The organism is Fusobacteria bacterium ZRK30 (assembly GCA_024628785.1).
Classification (GTDB): domain Bacteria; phylum Fusobacteriota; class Fusobacteriia; order Fusobacteriales; family Fusobacteriaceae; genus Psychrilyobacter.
This window is the reverse complement of record CP102405.1, coordinates 987,565-1,003,518: the sequence shown is the minus strand read 5'-3', so window position 1 is coordinate 1,003,518 and position 15,954 is coordinate 987,565. Positions and strand designations below refer to the sequence as shown.

The following is a 15,954-nucleotide window of genomic DNA, read 5'->3' as shown; positions in this document are numbered from 1 at the left end:
ATCAAAAAACAGGAGTAAATTAACTCCTGCTTAGATCTTATTATTTATTTTGAAAATACCATCTTTCTCATCTTTGATCCCACTTCCTCTATCTTAGAATCAAAATACTGAGATCTTTCTTCATTCATAAACTTATATCCATTTTCTGTTTCCTCTATAAAATCTTTAGCAAATTTTCCATTTTGGATATCTTTTAACACTCCTCTCATTGCTTCCTTACTTTCCTTTGTAATTATTTTTTTACCGGTTATATAATCTCCATATTCAGCTGTATTTGAAATAGAATCTCTCATTGCTGCAAATCCTTTTTCATATACTAGATCTATTATTAACTTCATCTCATGTACACATTCAAAATATGCTATTTCAGGATTATACCCTGCTTCTACTAAAGTATCAAATCCTGCCTGCATCAATTCCGTTACTCCTCCACATAGTACTGCCTGCTCTCCAAATAGATCAGTTTCTGTTTCCTCTTGGAATGTAGTTTCTATCACGCCGACCTTTCTTCCTACACCATTTGCCCAGGCATATGCTGCCTCTTTGGTATCTCCAGTTATATCATTATGTATTGCTGCCAAACAAGGAACACCATGTCCTCCCTCGAATATCTCTCTTACCATATGTCCCGGTCCCTTAGGAGCAACCATAAATACATTTATGCCTTCTCTTGGTGTGATTCTTTCATAATGAATATTAAATCCATGTGCAAACCCTAAATAAGCCCCATCTTTTAAATTTTCTTCAATTTCAGATCTATATAGTTCCGGCTGAGCTTCATCTGGAGCTAAGATCATTACTACGTCAGCACCTTTTACAGCTTCTCCTACAGTCGCTACTTTTACACCGTCATTTTCAGCTTTTTCCCATGATTTTGATCCTTTTCTAAGACCTACAGTTACATCCATTCCTAGATCATAAAGATTTAATGCATGTGCATGTCCCTGACTCCCATAACCGACTACCGTTAACTTCTTTCCCTCTAAAAATTTTAGTTCTTTCATTTTTTTACCTCCTAAAGTTTAAATTCCTCTGTTCATAGCACTTATTCCAGTTCTAGCTGATTCCAATATTCCAAACTCATCCATGACACCTATCAACCCTTCTACTTTATTTGAATCTCCAGTAAGCTCTATAATCAGTGCCTCATGGGAAATATCTATAATTTTAGCTCTGTAAATCTCGATTATGTTTATTATTTCTAAACGATTTTTAGAATCCGATTTAACCTTTATTAATGCTAACTCTCTTTTAACTACCTTTTTTTCATCTAAAATTTCTACTTTTACTACATCTATGAGTTTAGCTATTTGTTTTTTTACCTGCTCAACAAAACTTTCATCACCAATAACTGTGATTGTCATCCTAAAATGTTCCTTTTTTTCACTTACTCCGCAAGTTATTCCATCTATATTAAATCCCCTCTTTGAAAATAATCCAGAAACTTTAGATAATATCCCCGGCCTGTTTCTCATGATCACTAAAATTTGGTATTTTTTCATAACTCCTCCTTAGATATAATCATCTCATCTACCGATCTCCCTCCAGGTATCATTGGAAACACATTTTCTTCCTTAGATACGATACAGTTAATTAAAGATGATCTCTTTGTAGAAAATATTTTTTTTAAAAGCTTATCTAGCTCTGCAGGAGTCTCTGCAAGGTGGGAATCTATTCCATATGCCTGACCCAGCATTACAAAATCAGGATTTTTTTCTAATTTTACAAATGAATGTCTTTTTTCATAAAAAACTTCCTGCAGCTGTTTTACCATCCCTAAAAATGAATTATTTACAATAATAATTTTTATATCTAAATTATATTCAGAGATAGTCATAAGTTCTTGTGAATTCATTTGAAATCCTCCATCTCCAACTATGGCTACAACCTCTCTATCAGGATTAGCTAATTTTGCTCCTATAGCTGCCGGCAGCCCAAACCCCATTGTCCCTGCTCCCCCTGAAGTTACAAGACTATTAATCCTATTAAAATTATAATATTGTGCAGTCCACATCTGGTGCTGCCCCACGTCTGTACATACAATCGCTTGTCCCTTAGTCATTTCACTTATTTTAAAAATCAGGTATTGCGGTAATATATAATCTGTCGAAAAATTCCTGTCCAACGGGTATTTTTTCTTGAGTTCCATTATCCTATTCATCCAAGTTTTATTTTCTCCCTCTTCTTTATATTTTAAGAGAGCTTTCAAGACTAAATTTACATCTCCAACTATATGTAGGTCAGCACGCTTATTTTTATCTATCTCTGCCTCATCTATATCTACATGAATTATTTTTGCATCTTTACAAAACCTGTGGATATTCCCTGTAACTCTATTATCAAATCTCATCCCTAAGGCTATTACAAGATCTGCTTCATCCACAGCATAATTTGCATAAGCTGTCCCGTGCATTCCCAGCATATGAAGGTTATATCTATCTTCTGATGGAAGGATACCTAATCCCAAAAGAGTAGATGCTACCGGTATATCAAATTTTTGAGATAACTCTTTCAGCTCTTTAGAAGAGTTCGATTTCATTACTCCATTCCCAGCTAAAATAACTGGTCTTTTACTTTTTCTTATCATCTCTACAAACTCATCAGTTTCATTTTTTTTCGGTTTTTCATAGATATATTTATACTCTGAAGTTGTGTTATATTCACCGCTGCAACCACCCTTGAAGTTGCCATAACTCATCTTACTCATCTGAATGTCCTTGGGGATATCTATAAGTACTGGTCCCGGTCTCCCATTTTTTGTTAAATAAATCGCTTCTTTCAAGAGGTCAGGTAGTTCTTCTAGTGAACGCACAAGGTAATTATGCTTTGTAATGGAATCGGTTACCCCTGTTATATCCAACTCTTGAAAAGCATCTGTCCCCAAATTATTAACGGATACCTGCCCTGTAATAACAAGCATGGGTGTAGAATCCATATAAGCTGTCATCAAGCCAGAAACTGTATTAGCCGCTCCAGGCCCTGAAGTAACTATACAAACTCCTGTTTTCCCACTACATCTGGCATACCCGTCTGCTGCATGAGCTGCTCCCTGTTCGTGCCTAGTTAAAATATGATCTATCTGTTCTCTATACGAATAAAGAGCATCGTAGATAGGGAGTACTGATCCACCTGGATACCCAAATACTGTGTTTAAATCATGCTCTTGCAGAATTTCTAAAATTATTTCTGCCCCATTTATCTCTCTCATTAACTTCACCCCCAATAATTTTTTAATATTATTTTTACCTATATCAAGTTATAAAAAAAAGCAGCTATGACTATAGCTGCCTAATCTAAAAAAAAGTTTACACATCTTTCTAAATTTATTTATTTTTATAAAAAAAGCAGCTAATAACATTAGCTGCCACCTATAAATTATACTTTTAACTATTCTAAAATAAAGTTTCTCACTCCAAAAGCATATAATTTTCCTAATATTATTTTCCTAATCTATTCAATTGATTGCGGTTTAAGTCTAATAAGACTAGCAGCAATAATAATAAATTCATAAATAAAACATTAGTTAAAATCATATTCCTTTCCTCCTCTTTTGTAATTAAGAAAGATAATACCAGTTTTTTTTTTTTATGTCAACACTTTTTTGTATAAAAATAAAAACTTTTACACCAATTAAAGAAACATTACTTAATTTAACCTTTTATTTCATCAATTAATGATAATTCTAATATCTTTTATTTTAGTGTATAATAATAGATATAAAAAAATCATTTAAGGAGGTTTATTTATGGAAATTAAACCAATTGGAAATAGAATATTAGTAGAACCTTTAAAGGTTGAAGAAAAAACTTTTAGTGGTATAATCCTGCCAAGTTCTGGGGAAGCTACATCTTCTAATATGGGAGTTGTTGTTGCACTTGGAAATATTAAAGAGGAGATCACCCTGGGAGATAAGGTATTTTTCAAACCTCATTCTGGAATAGAAATACCCGATTCAGATAAGAACTTTCTCATCTTAGAGGTAGAAGAAGTATTGGCTGTAATAGGATAAAAAATAGAAATCTTTTATAAAATGAGAGGTAATAATTCTTTAATTATTACTTCTCATTTTTCTATATCAATACTAAAATCAAAAAAAAATATACTCAAAATTTTAATTTTTATTTATAGCAATCTACGTCAAAAAAAACAAAATTTCTTATGATATACTTGGATCAAGTAAGATAAATTAAGACTAACTATATGAAGTCAAGTAAAAATAGTTAATATATTTTTTAATTGGAATCCTAAAAAATTGCATTACAAAAAAAGTGAGACATTTTAATTTTTTTAAGTTAACTACAGATGAACTTTTCGCCTGTTTTTAATAAATGAAATATCACTCTTAATAATTTTTTAGCTGTATGACTCATGGCTACTAAGTAATGTTTTCCTTGAGATTTTTTTAAATATAAGTATTCTTTAAAAACAGGAACTCTTATACTAACTGTCCTAGCTGCTTGTAATAGTGCCCAACGAAGATATTTAGAGCCTCTTTTAACCATTCTAGCCATAGTTGCAGTATAATTGCCTGATTGATGAGTTGAAGGGTCTAATCCCGCGAAAGCTAATAATTTTCCAGAATTTGAAAAGTTTTTAACATTTCCAATTTCAGATAGAATAATGCTAGCTAAAACATAGGATATTCCTGGAATTGTTAATAATGGTGTTTTAGTTGCTATGACAGCTTCTTTTATTTTTTTATCTAAAAGATCTATTTCATATTGGATGTTTTGGATTAGCCTTATGCTTTGTTGTAATTCAAAACCAATTGACCATTCGCTTGTACCGATAGAATTAGTTGCAAGGATTTTAATTTCTTTAGCTTTTTCTTTACCATAGCGCCCATGAGAATTTTTAGATAAGATATTTGTTACCTTTGTTAAATGACCTTTTGAAAGATCTTTTACTGTAGGAAATTCTAATAATAAAGCATAAGAAGATTTTTGATGTATTGACCAAACTACATTACTTAGCTCAGGGAAAGCAAGATCTAATATCCTTGTTACAGATATTTTTAACTTCCCGCGATGATTTACCAACCTATATCTATGTCTTGCTAGTGATTTTAACTCATTTATGTTGTAATCTATAGGTAGGTAGGAATTAGAATCATCGCTGAAAAGCATTTGAGCTATAATTTGAGCGTCAATTTTATCGGTTTTAGTCTTTCGAAGTGTCATAGCTTTACGATAAAGGTTTACAGCAAGCGGGTTAAATATTTTTAACTCCAGACTGTTTTTGCGAATGAAATTGATAATATTATTGCCATAATGCCCAGTTGATTCTATTCCTACTTTTATATTGGAAAAATCATCAGAATATGAAGATAAAACATTTTTAAAAGTTGTAAACCCTTCAAAAGAATTTAGAAAAGAAAATTTTGTTTCAACTATTTCTTTTGAAGAGTCAAAAATATAGCAATCATGTTTATTTTTAGCAACATCGATACCAACAAAAATCATAGTTACCACTCCTTAAATAATTTATTTGACGTTGTGCTCCATAAAAACTATGTTAACGTATCCTTGCTACATATAAAACATCGAGTGTTATCTAACTAATTAACAATTGAACATAGAACTATGGTTAGAGCCTTAATGAAATAGTCTAAGCTATAGGAGGAAGAACTAATCCACAGCGTCTATGTTAATTATATATTAAAAATTAAATAAACTAGAAATAGTGCTTATACAGTTCTATTTCATTATACAAGGAGGAATTATGGATTATATAGCTTCTATACAAAAATCACTAGATTATATTGAAGAGAATCTCAGTGAAAAACTTATGCTGCAGGATATATCAGATTTTGTTTATATATCCCCCTATCACTTTTCAAGAATATTTAAAGCTGTCATAGGAATAACAACACACGAATATATCAGAAGAAGGAGACTGAGTGAGTCGGCAAAATTATTAATTAATACTGATATAAGAATTCTTGAAATAGCTATTATATCCGGGTTCAGTTCCCAAGAAGCTTTTTCAAAATCATTTAAGCAGTATTTTTCTTCTTCACCTCTAAATTTTAGAAGAGTGAAACCCAGTATATGGTTTTATGAAAAAAGTGAACTTTATCTTGCTAACCTGGAAATCAAAAATTTAAAAGGAGGAACAAGTATGGATTACAAAATAATTGAAAAAGGGGAAATCAAATTAGTCGGATTGAAAGAAAGGGTAGTTATGCCAAATAATACTATCCCGCAGCTTTGGGAAACATTTTTAACAAGAACAGAAGAAATCAAAAACAACTCAAACACTGGTGGTTATGGATTGGCATATAATATGATCCCGGAAACTTATGAATTTGATGAGATGGTTGCTCTTGAAGTATCATCTTTTGAGGATATTCCTGAAGGTATGGCAACCAAAGTAATAGCACCACAAAAGTACCTTGTATTTACCCATAAAGGAAGATTATTTTATGAAAATGGGGAATCAAAACTGCCAAAAACATACGACTACTTATATGGCAAACTTCTTCCATCCACAGAGTTTCAAGTAGATAAAAGTTTTAATTTTGAATTTTATGATGAACGCTTCAAAAATAACAGCGATGACTCTGAAATCGATATCTATATCCCTATAAAATAATAAAAAAAGAAATTGAGGGCAGCTAGAACTGCCCTCAATTTCTTTTTTTATCCTTTCATTGCTCTGATCTTACTTGGAAGGGAGAATAATTTAATAAATCCTTCAGCATCGTGATGATCATACAGATCGCTGGCTCCGAAAGATGAAATACCTTCATCATAGAGAGCATTAGGAGATACTCTTCCTGCTACCTTTATATTTCCCTTGTATAACTTGAGTTTTATAGTTCCAGTTACTACTTTACAAACTTCATCTATAAATGCATCCATCCCATCTTTTAAAGGAGTAAACCATAAACCATTATAAACCAGTTCTCCATATTTTTGTCCCATATTTTTCTTAAAAGCCTGTGTTTCCTTATCTAGACATATACTTTCTAATTCTTTTATAGCTTTATACAGTAGAGTTCCTCCAGGAGTTTCATAGATCCCTCTGGATTTCATTCCTACAAGTCTGTTTTCTACAATATCCACTACTCCTACCCCATGTTCACCGGCTATTTTATTCAATTTTATCAAAAGATTAGCAGCAGATAATTTTTCCCCATCTACACTTATCGGCACTCCTGATTCAAAACCTATCTCCACATACTCAGCCTCATCCTTAGCATCTTCAAGGGATTTTACCATCATATAGAGTTCATCCTTATGTTCATTTTCTAAAAATTCTATATCTCCTCCTTCATGACTTATATGCCAAAGATTCTGGTCTCTTGAGTAGATCTTTTCTTTTGTCACAGAAAGCTCAATCCCTTTAGATTCAGCATAGTCTATGGCATCTTCTCTGGATTTAATATCCCACTCTCTCCAAGGAGCAATTATCTTTATAGCAGGATCTATCGAAGCTATTCCCACTTCAAATCTTACCTGATCATTTCCTTTTCCAGTACACCCGTGGCAAATATAAGCAGCCCCTTCTTTATGTGCAACTTCCACTAATTTCTTAGCTATAAGTGGTCTCGCAAATGCTGTTCCCAATAGATAATTATCCTCATATATCGCTCCTGCTTTCAGCCCTTTAAAAGCATACTCACCAACAAACTCCTCAGCTACATTTTCTATATAAATTTTAGACGCTCCAGATTCAATAGCCTTTACCTTTACCTCCTCCATCTCGTCTTCCTGTCCTACATTTACACAGACAGCGATAACCTCTAAATCATAATTTTCTTTTAACCAAGGCACTATTATAGATGTATCTAATCCCCCTGAATATGCTAATACTACTTTTTCCATAATTTTTTCCCCCTATTTATTTTCTATGTGTTTTTCTATTAATTCATTATATTTTTCGCTTCCAAGAATCTTATCCAAGGCCTTATTTATTTTATCTAACAGTTCTACATCCTCTTTCCCTATAGCTATGGCATATTCTTCCGATTGCAGAGTATGAGCAGCTAATTTTAACCCTTTATTTTTTTCCACAGTTTTAACTGCCTGCTGGTAATCCAGGATTATCATATCTATTTTTTCTGCCTGTAATGATAAAGCCGCTTCATGTAATTTATTGTATTTTTCTACCTCTACCCCATCTAATTTTTTAGATAGATCCTCAGCTATGGTATCACTGGTTGTACCCATCACCACACCTATTTTCTTACCTGCTATCTCCGACTCTTTCCCTATGTCTTTTGATCCTTCTTCTACCATGATTACCTGACTCACATTAAAATATGGGTGGCTAAAATTCACATTTTTCTTTCTATCCTCTGTTATTGACATTCCAGCTACGATTAAATCTATTTTTTTAGTCTGAAGAGCTGGCAGAAGTCCGCTGAAATCCATCCCTACTACTTTAAATTTAAGTCCGCTTTCTTTTCCGATCTCCTTCAACAGGTCCATATCAAACCCTACTATCTCATCCCCATCCATATATTCAAATGGCACAAAATTCGGAGCAGTTCCTACAACTATAACCTTTTCCTCCTCCTTACTTCCTCCACATGCTGTCATTATTAATCCCACTATTAACACCATCATTAATTGCATTATTTTTTTCATATTTTTCCTCCTTTTTTATTTTTTTAAAAATTCCTTGGCATCCTTTATCTGTCTTTCTACCGATTCTATCCCGGTTCCACCATAACTTTTTCTCTCATTGACACACTCCTCTATACTTATCTTTTTATTTATATCACCTTCAAATAGATCACTGTACCCTTTAAATTCCTCTAACTTTAATTCTGATAATCTTTTTTTATTTATCTCACAATAAACAACCAATTCCCCTACTATTCTGTGGGCTTCTCTGAATGGCAGACCTTTTTTTGCCAGATAATCAGCTACATCGGTAGCATTTATAAATCCATTTTCAATCCCTTTTATCATATTTTTTTCATTTATCTTCATAGTAACCAGCATCTCTTTAAAGATAACCAGTGAGATCTTTATGGTATCTATGGAATCAAAAATTCCCTCCTTATCCTCCTGAGTATCCTTGTTGTAAGCCAGTGGCAGTCCCTTCATAACAGTCAATATTCCCATTAAATTCCCAAAAATTCTTCCTGTTTTCCCCCGAATAAGTTCTGCTATATCCGGATTTTTTTTCTGGGGCATAATAGAAGATCCTGTAGAATAGGAGTCATCCAAAGTCACAAAGGAAAATTCACTTGTAGACCATAAAATAACCTCTTCAGCCAGTCTGGACATATGCATAGATACCATAGAAATTATAAAATTCAATTCAATTATAAAGTCTCTGTCGCTGACAGTATCCAAACTATTTTTAGTAACACTAGAAAATCCAAGTTCACCGGCTACAAAGTGTCTGTCGATATTATAGGTTGTCCCAGCTAACGCTCCGGCTCCCAGTGGCATTACATCCAGTCTTTTGTAGGAGTCTTTTAATCTGTCTAAATCTCTTTTAAACATCTCATAATAAGCCATCATATGATGGGAAAATAAGATAGGCTGTGCTCTCTGGAGATGGGTGTATCCAGGCATAATAACATCTTTATTTTTATCAGCTGTTTCTACCAACCCATCCAATAGTTCTCCTAATAATTCCTCAATTGCCATACTTTCTTTTTTTAGATACATTCTGATATCCAAAGCTACCTGATCATTTCTGCTTCTAGCTGTATGGAGTTTCCCCCCTACTTCTCCTACGATCTCTATCAATCTTTTCTCAATAGCCATATGGATATCTTCATCTTTTAGATCAAATGTAAACTTCCCAGCCTTTATCTCTTCGAGTATCTGTTTCAGTCCGTTTTCTATTTTTTTTTGTTCATCTATTCCAATAATCTCCTGTTTAGCCAGCATCTTAGAGTGGGCTATACTCCCCACTATGTCCTCTTCATACATTCTTTTATCAAAATTTATAGATCCATTGAATTCCTCTAATATTTTTGCTGTTTCCTTATTAAATCGTCCACCCCAAAGTTTCATTGCTCCTCCTTGAATATATTGATTTCATTAGTTTTTATTTATATACTAGTCACCAAAATATTTATTTAATAGTTCCTGGTATTTCCCATTAGTTTTTAACTCTTTTATCCCTTTATTGAGATTTTTAAGTAACTCAGTCTGGCCTTTTTCCAGGGCTATAGCTGTTCCGTCTGTCCCTTTCTGCTGCTCTTCCGATAAACTTATTTTCTTTAAATTCTTATTATTTTCCAAATAATTATCTGCTACAATATCCCCAACTATAACAGCATCTATCTTTTGTGCATTAAGTTCTAAGACTGCTCCCGTAAAAGAATTATAATTTTTTACCTCTGTACCTTCTATTTTAGAAGCGATACCTTCCTGAAGACTTCCCAACTGGACCCCTATAACTTTTCCCTTTAAATTTTCTGCTGATTGAATCTCCTTATTTTCTTTGTTAACTAAAACAGCCTGTCCACTGCTATGATAGATATCGGTAAAATCTACAGCTTTTTTTCTTTCCTCTGTAGGTGACATACCGGCTATCACCATATCTATCTTATGGGTCTGAAGAGCCGGTAATAATCCGTCAAAACTTAAGTTTTTCCACTCTATTTCATACTCTAAATTTTCAGCCAAAGCTTCCATAAACTCGATGTCAAACCCTGTTATTTCTCCATTTTCAATATATTCATAGGGTTTATATTCGGCGTTTGTTCCTATGTATATTTTTTTAGTCTGCACCTCTTCTTTACCGCATCCAGCCAATACAACCATCATTAAAATTCCAACTAAATTTATTAATTTTTTCATAAGTTTTATCTCCTTTATTTTTTATGGGTTAAAAGAAATTCCTCTTTAATTTCTTTTAATAATTCTTTATCCATTATTATGTCTACTGCAGTCATTACCATAGATAGAACTGCTTCCTTCATTCCTTCGTAAGCTTTTTCTGTTATACTTGCTCTGGCAAACTCTACACTATGACCTGGTAACTCTTCATCGCTTATGGGAAAATATGGATGAATAACCGGGCAGCAGTAACTGACATCTCCCATATCTGTAGAACCTGATTTTTCTCCTTTTTTTATCTCTTTAACACCTAAAAGTTTCAGATTTTTTATATAAGTTTCAGATAATTTTTTGTTGGTTATAAGATCTTTAAAACTGTATTCATAATTTTCCATCTCCAGTCTGGTTCCTGTAGCAAGGGCTGCTCCTTCGGCACATTTTTTTACCCTTTCTGACAATTTTTTCAACTCTTTATCGCTACTGCTCCTTATATAAAAATCTGCCGAACAAAAATCCGGGATTATATTGGCAGCTTCTCCTCCATTTGTAATTATTCCGTGGATCCTGTCGGTTTCATAAGTTTGCTGTCTCATGGCATTTACCCCGTTAAAAAGAGTTATAACTCCATCCAGAGCATTTATCCCTAAGTGAGGAGATCCTGCCGCATGAGCTGTCTTACCAAAATACTTAAACCTTATAGCTTCCATAGCCTGAGAGGTTCCGCTTTCAATATGAAATTCCCCTGTAGGGTGAACTGACATCACTACATCTATATCTTCAAAGACCCCTTCTTTAGCCATATCCACCTTGGCTCCGTCAGTTTCCTCTGCCGGTGTCCCAAGAACTATTACTTCTCCACCTAAATCTTCTGCAAATTCCTTTAATATTAATCCTGCTCCTGTACTGGAAGTTCCCAATATATTATGCCCGCACCCATGTCCTATCTCTGGAAGAGCATCATACTCAGCTAAAAAAGCTATTTTAGGTCCATTTTTTTTGGATTTATAGGTGGCTTTAAATGCTGTTTTTATCCCTATAAATTCTTTTTCTATCTGAAATCCATTTTTTTCTAAAAGGACAGTATGAGCATCCCTTGCTTTTATTTCACGATTTCCTAATTCTGGATTTTTATAGATATAATGATTTAATTTTATTAGTTCATCTGCATAATCTGAATAAATTTTTTTCGCATTTAATATCATCTTTTCCTCCAAATTTCCTTATTTTTTTGTATAAAAAAGGGACCCTGCCGTTTTCAACAGAATCCCTGTTAGATTAGCATGATTTATTTCCTATTTAATTTTCAATATACCTGCTTCCCATATTAATCTCTCTTTCTAAAACCATTTTTTTAATAATTTATCGTACGTTCCATTTCCCTTTAATGTTGTTAAAGCTGTATTTATATCTTTCAATAACTCTGCATTATCTTTAGATACTGCCATTGCATACTCTTCCTTTTCTCCCTCTGCCGATGTAACTTTTATCCCCTCATTGTTTTTTACAAAGTTCTTAGCTGGTTCACCATCTAATACTACTGCGTCTATCTTTCCTTCCTTTAAGTCCATTATAGCTGCATACCCTGCATTATATTTTTTTACTTCTACACCATCTATCTCACTGACTACTACATCTCCTGTAAATCCTAATATTACTCCTACTTTCTTTCCTTTTAACATTTTAAAATTTGAGATATCCTCTGCGTCTTCAGCTGTTATGATCACTTGATTTGCTTTATAGTATGTTTCACTGAAGTTTACAGCTTTCTTTCTTTCCTCTGTAGCTGTCATCCCTGCAATTATCATATCCACTTTTTTAGCCTGTAATGCCGGTAACAGACCATCAAAAGCCATATCTTTAATCTCTATCTCTACCCCTATCTCCTTTGATATCGCGGCCATCAGATCCATATCAAATCCCACTGTTTTTCCATCTTCTAAATATTCAAATGGTGCAAACTCGGCATTGGTTCCCACGTATATCTTAGATATTTTTTCCTCACTCTTATTTCCACAAGCTACCATAAATATTCCCACTATTACTGTCATTATTAATTTCATCGTTTTTTTCATTTTGTTCCTCCTTTAATTTTAAACAAATAATTTCGCTACTATTATTATTATCGGTAAACTAAGAGCTGTTCTCAGTAAGAAAAATCCAGCTACTTCCAATATATTAAATTTCATCTTTGTTTTCAACAAGATTGATCCGGTCTCTGCCATAAAGATCAACTGTGTAAATGATAGAGTCCCAACTATAAATTTAGATATCTCATGTTCCGAACCCTTTATAAAAATTGTCGGCAGATACATATCTGTAAACCCTACTAAAGATGCCTTGGCTACCAGAGCTGCATCTGGAATATTTAAAATTTTAAATATCGGTGTTACAGGCATCGCTATATAATTAAATATTTCTGTGTGTTCTGCTGTGATCAATCCCAGAGTTCCTACAAAAACTATTGTGGGAATAAATGTCATATGAATATTTACTATTGCAGGAACCATCTTACTAAATGAAGATACATTTCCACTTTCAGCTTTTTTTACTGCTGTGGCATACGCTACCTTCAGATTCACCTGAGATTCCTCTTCTGAGATTTGTTTCCCTACACCCTTCATATATTCATCCGGGTATTTTTTCATTATTGGTAACCTTGCTATTATCATTGCTACCAGAATACAGGTCATAATTATCGTCCCATAAAATAACGGAAATCTTTCTGAAAATCCCAGCTCCTCTGCTACAAAGGAAGTAAATGATATCCCTACCACTGAAAAACATGTTGAGATTATAATAGCTTCCCTCTTGGTATAATATCCTTTGGCATGCTGTTCATCGGTAACTAATATTCCCAGGGTTCCATCTCCTACAAATGAAGTGATAGCATCTACAGCACTTCTTCCCGGCACCTTAAATAGAGTTCTCATAATTGGTTTAGATAAATTTCCCAGAAACTCCAGTAATCCAAAGTCTAAAAGAAATGGCAGTATTAAGTTTCCAACTGTAAATGTTACTAACAATGACCCGATAAAATCATTTACTACCAGTCCTCCTGTATATTTTCCAATAACCATCTCAGGTCCTATCTTAAAATAAACCATGATATAGAATAAAGCACCTACGATCCTTACCACTAACCCTCCTAAACTCATATTAAACATAGATTTTAACATCTCGTTGTCTTCAATAAACTTAGGTTTTACTAAACTTCCCAATATACTAAGGATAATCGTTATGACTGAGATCAACATCCCGTAAAATAATACCTGATCCTTAATATTATTCTTTACAAAACCATTGGCATGCCCTAAAAATACAGTTGTAGTTCCGTTGAATGTTATCGGCAGGATAAATAGTCCTATCCCTAATAGCGATGGTAATATAAATTTTAAACTTTTTTTCATTTCTTCTCCTCTTTCTTCTTTTTTTATTGTGTTTTACTGTTTAAAAGTAAATTTTTAATGGTTTAATACCTTGTCTAAAAATTCCTTCGTTCTTTCATGGGTAGGAGCTTCAAATAACTCCTTGGGAGCGGCATCCTCAAGAACAACTCCGTAATCCATAAAGAACACTCTGTTGGCTACACTCTTGGCAAAGCCCATCTCATGAGTTACAACTATCATTGTCATACCGGATTTCGCTAAATCTCTCATTACATCTAGCACCTCTCTTACCATCTCTGGATCCAGTGCCGATGTCGGTTCATCGAATAAAAGTACATCTGGCTCCATAGCTAATGCTCTGGCTATTGCTATTCTTTGTTTCTGCCCTCCTGAAAGAGAATCAGGATATACATCTGCCTTATCTTCCAATCCTACTTTTTTTAACAGAGTTTTTGATTTTTCCATAACCTCTATTTTTTTCATCTTTTTTACCTTCATGGGAGCCAGCATAAGATTTTCTAATACTGTCTTGTGAGGGAATAAGTTAAAGTGCTGAAATACCATCCCTACATTCTGTCTGACCTTATTTATATTTACCTTGGGATCGGTAAGATCTTTTCCCTGTACAACTACCTTTCCTGAAGTTATCTCTTCCATCATGTTGATACATCTTAAAAATGTAGATTTTCCAGATCCGGAAGGTCCTATCACTGCTACAACTTCTCCCTTATCGATATTTTTACTTATTCCCTTTAATACCTCCAGGTCACCATAACTTTTATATAAGTTCTCTATTTTAATCATCAGTTTTTCACCTTCTCCTCAATTTTTCTCATAAACTTAGTAAATAAACTTGTCAATATCAGGTAGATAATTCCAACTGCCAGGAGTGGTTCTACACCTCTATATGTCTGACTGGTTATTATATTTGCCGAACGGAGCAGGTCCACCCCACCGATAAATCCCACTATAGATGTTTCCTTCAAAAGAGATATGAATTCACTTACCAGTGTCGGTAGTATCTTTCTCACTGCCTGAGGTACGATAACTTCCTTCATGGTAGTTATATAGTTCATCCCCAATGCTCTGGCTGCTTCACTCTGGCCCTTATCCAATCCTTCTATTCCTGCTCTTATGATCTCTGCTACATATGCTGCACTGTTTAATCCAAAAGCTAATCCCGCTACCACTAAGATCGGTACATCTCTTAAGGCTCCTACAAAGATTACATTGGCTAAAACCATCAGTTGCACCACAGCTGGTGTTCCACGAATCAGGTCAACATAGATCAATGCTCCCTGAGACAATGGATTAAATTTATTTTTAAATGGGTAGAAGTGACTCAGTCTGCAGAGGGCCAAAACTACTCCTAATACTATTCCAATTATTGCTGCTAATATCGTTACATTGATGGAAAACAATAACCCTTTCAGGATATACATATATCTGTCCCCATCTATAAATATTTCCTTAAGTGTTTCTAAATATGCCATTTTTCCTTTCCTCCTTATTTATTCATAAAAAAAATCCCAAAACACGTAGTTAGACTACATCTCCTGGGATAAAAAAAGCCGTCATAGTTGACGGCTAAAATTTCAATACTTAATATACTCATAGAGACATAATGTTACTATCTCTAATCTTTGCAAAAAGTCTATCCGAAGATCAGCCTGTTTATAAATTTAGTTGGGTGTAATTTTCTTCCCCTTATCCTGCTGTTTATTAACATGGCTAAACCTCCTCTTTGAATTTTTTACTCTAATTTATTTAAAGAAATACTATCACAATTTATTTCATTTGGTCAACTTTTATTT

At 33.7% G+C, this 15,954-nt stretch carries 15 protein-coding genes; 2 read left to right on the top strand and 13 right to left on the bottom strand.

Annotated features, from left to right (window positions below; all coding sequences use genetic code 11):
- Nucleotides 1-44: 44 nt before the first annotated feature.
- From ilvC to ilvB, 3 genes are read right to left on the bottom strand one after another with little or no spacing between them, the layout of a single operon-like run.
- A complete protein-coding gene (gene ilvC / locus NRK67_09940; protein UUV19728.1) occupies nucleotides 45-1,004 on the bottom strand; it encodes a ketol-acid reductoisomerase in 960 nt (319 codons plus the stop codon).
- A gap of 18 nt (nucleotides 1,005-1,022) precedes the next feature.
- Entirely contained in the window at nucleotides 1,023-1,502 is a 480-nt protein-coding gene (ilvN, locus tag NRK67_09935; protein UUV19727.1) for an acetolactate synthase small subunit, read from the bottom strand.
- A complete protein-coding gene (gene ilvB, locus NRK67_09930; protein UUV19726.1) occupies nucleotides 1,499-3,208 on the bottom strand; it encodes a biosynthetic-type acetolactate synthase large subunit in 1,710 nt (569 codons plus the stop codon). The genes ilvN and ilvB overlap by 4 nt, the downstream gene beginning before the upstream one ends.
- A 537-nt stretch (nucleotides 3,209-3,745) precedes the next feature.
- Between ilvB and NRK67_09925 the strand changes: the two genes are divergently transcribed.
- The gene (locus NRK67_09925; GenBank protein UUV19725.1) at nucleotides 3,746-4,009 is read left to right on the top strand and encodes a co-chaperone GroES; all 264 of its coding nucleotides are present in this window, start codon (nucleotides 3,746-3,748) and stop codon (nucleotides 4,007-4,009) included.
- A 283-nt stretch (nucleotides 4,010-4,292) separates the two neighbouring features.
- Here NRK67_09925 and NRK67_09920 read toward each other — a convergent pair whose 3' ends face one another.
- Entirely contained in the window at nucleotides 4,293-5,462 is a 1,170-nt protein-coding gene (locus tag NRK67_09920; protein ID UUV19724.1) for an IS110 family transposase, read from the bottom strand.
- A gap of 259 nt (nucleotides 5,463-5,721) precedes the next feature.
- Here NRK67_09920 and NRK67_09915 point away from each other — a divergent pair, with 259 nt between their 5' ends.
- Nucleotides 5,722-6,594, top strand: a complete 873-nt coding sequence (locus NRK67_09915) for an AraC family transcriptional regulator (GenBank protein ID UUV19723.1) — start codon at nucleotides 5,722-5,724, stop codon at nucleotides 6,592-6,594.
- A gap of 47 nt (nucleotides 6,595-6,641) precedes the next feature.
- On the opposite strand, the gene NRK67_09910 is transcribed toward NRK67_09915, so the two are convergent.
- The 9 genes from NRK67_09910 to NRK67_09870 all read right to left on the bottom strand — a co-directional run bounded on the left by NRK67_09910 (nucleotide 6,642) and on the right by NRK67_09870 (nucleotide 15,633).
- Nucleotides 6,642-7,832, bottom strand: a complete 1,191-nt coding sequence (locus tag NRK67_09910) for an argininosuccinate synthase (GenBank protein ID UUV19917.1) — start codon at nucleotides 7,830-7,832, stop codon at nucleotides 6,642-6,644.
- Nucleotides 7,833-7,841: 9 nt separating this feature from the next.
- Nucleotides 7,842-8,594, bottom strand: coding sequence for a transporter substrate-binding domain-containing protein (locus NRK67_09905; protein ID UUV19722.1), 753 nt, complete (start codon nucleotides 8,592-8,594; stop codon nucleotides 7,842-7,844).
- A 15-nt stretch (nucleotides 8,595-8,609) separates the two neighbouring features.
- A complete protein-coding gene (argH, locus tag NRK67_09900) occupies nucleotides 8,610-9,983 on the bottom strand; it encodes an argininosuccinate lyase (GenBank protein UUV19721.1) in 1,374 nt (457 codons plus the stop codon).
- A 45-nt stretch (nucleotides 9,984-10,028) separates the two neighbouring features.
- On the bottom strand, nucleotides 10,029-10,775 hold the full coding sequence (locus tag NRK67_09895; GenBank protein ID UUV19720.1) for a basic amino acid ABC transporter substrate-binding protein: 747 nt from the start codon (nucleotides 10,773-10,775) through the stop codon (nucleotides 10,029-10,031).
- Between the two features lie 14 nt (nucleotides 10,776-10,789).
- Complete coding sequence (locus NRK67_09890) at nucleotides 10,790-11,953, bottom strand: M20 family metallopeptidase (GenBank protein ID UUV19916.1); 1,164 nt, start codon at nucleotides 11,951-11,953, stop codon at nucleotides 10,790-10,792.
- Between the two features lie 138 nt (nucleotides 11,954-12,091).
- Nucleotides 12,092-12,826: a basic amino acid ABC transporter substrate-binding protein gene (locus NRK67_09885; GenBank protein UUV19719.1), complete on the bottom strand. Its 735-nt coding sequence runs from the start codon at nucleotides 12,824-12,826 to the stop codon at nucleotides 12,092-12,094.
- 18 nt (nucleotides 12,827-12,844) lie between these two features.
- Complete coding sequence (locus NRK67_09880; protein UUV19718.1) at nucleotides 12,845-14,161, bottom strand: YjiH family protein; 1,317 nt, start codon at nucleotides 14,159-14,161, stop codon at nucleotides 12,845-12,847.
- 54 nt (nucleotides 14,162-14,215) lie between these two features.
- A complete protein-coding gene (locus tag NRK67_09875) occupies nucleotides 14,216-14,944 on the bottom strand; it encodes an amino acid ABC transporter ATP-binding protein (protein UUV19717.1) in 729 nt (242 codons plus the stop codon).
- Nucleotides 14,944-15,633 (bottom strand): amino acid ABC transporter permease, encoded by a 690-nt coding sequence (locus NRK67_09870; protein ID UUV19716.1) that lies wholly within the window; start codon nucleotides 15,631-15,633, stop codon nucleotides 14,944-14,946. The genes NRK67_09875 and NRK67_09870 overlap by 1 nt, the downstream gene beginning before the upstream one ends.
- Between the last annotated feature and the right edge of the window lie 321 nt (nucleotides 15,634-15,954).

Excerpts from the sequence above, each read along its gene's own strand:
- argH (UUV19721.1), bottom strand. The coding sequence starts at position 9,983 with ATGAAACTTTGGGGTGGACGATTTAATAAGGAAACAGCAAAAATATTA.
- NRK67_09915 (UUV19723.1), top strand. The coding sequence starts at position 5,722 with ATGGATTATATAGCTTCTATACAAAAATCACTAGATTATATTGAAGAG.
- NRK67_09920 (UUV19724.1), bottom strand. The coding sequence starts at position 5,462 with ATGATTTTTGTTGGTATCGATGTTGCTAAAAATAAACATGATTGCTAT.
- NRK67_09880 (UUV19718.1), bottom strand. The coding sequence starts at position 14,161 with ATGAAAAAAAGTTTAAAATTTATATTACCATCGCTATTAGGGATAGGA.
- NRK67_09885 (UUV19719.1), bottom strand. The coding sequence starts at position 12,826 with ATGAAAAAAACGATGAAATTAATAATGACAGTAATAGTGGGAATATTT.
- ilvN (UUV19727.1), bottom strand. The coding sequence starts at position 1,502 with ATGAAAAAATACCAAATTTTAGTGATCATGAGAAACAGGCCGGGGATA.
- NRK67_09895 (UUV19720.1), bottom strand. The coding sequence starts at position 10,775 with ATGAAAAAATTAATAAATTTAGTTGGAATTTTAATGATGGTTGTATTG.
- NRK67_09905 (UUV19722.1), bottom strand. The coding sequence starts at position 8,594 with ATGAAAAAAATAATGCAATTAATGATGGTGTTAATAGTGGGATTAATA.
- ilvC (UUV19728.1), bottom strand. The coding sequence starts at position 1,004 with ATGAAAGAACTAAAATTTTTAGAGGGAAAGAAGTTAACGGTAGTCGGT.
- NRK67_09875 (UUV19717.1), bottom strand. The coding sequence starts at position 14,944 with ATGATTAAAATAGAGAACTTATATAAAAGTTATGGTGACCTGGAGGTA.
- NRK67_09870 (UUV19716.1), bottom strand. The coding sequence starts at position 15,633 with ATGGCATATTTAGAAACACTTAAGGAAATATTTATAGATGGGGACAGA.
- ilvB (UUV19726.1), bottom strand. The coding sequence starts at position 3,208 with ATGAGAGAGATAAATGGGGCAGAAATAATTTTAGAAATTCTGCAAGAG.
- NRK67_09925 (UUV19725.1), top strand. The coding sequence starts at position 3,746 with ATGGAAATTAAACCAATTGGAAATAGAATATTAGTAGAACCTTTAAAG.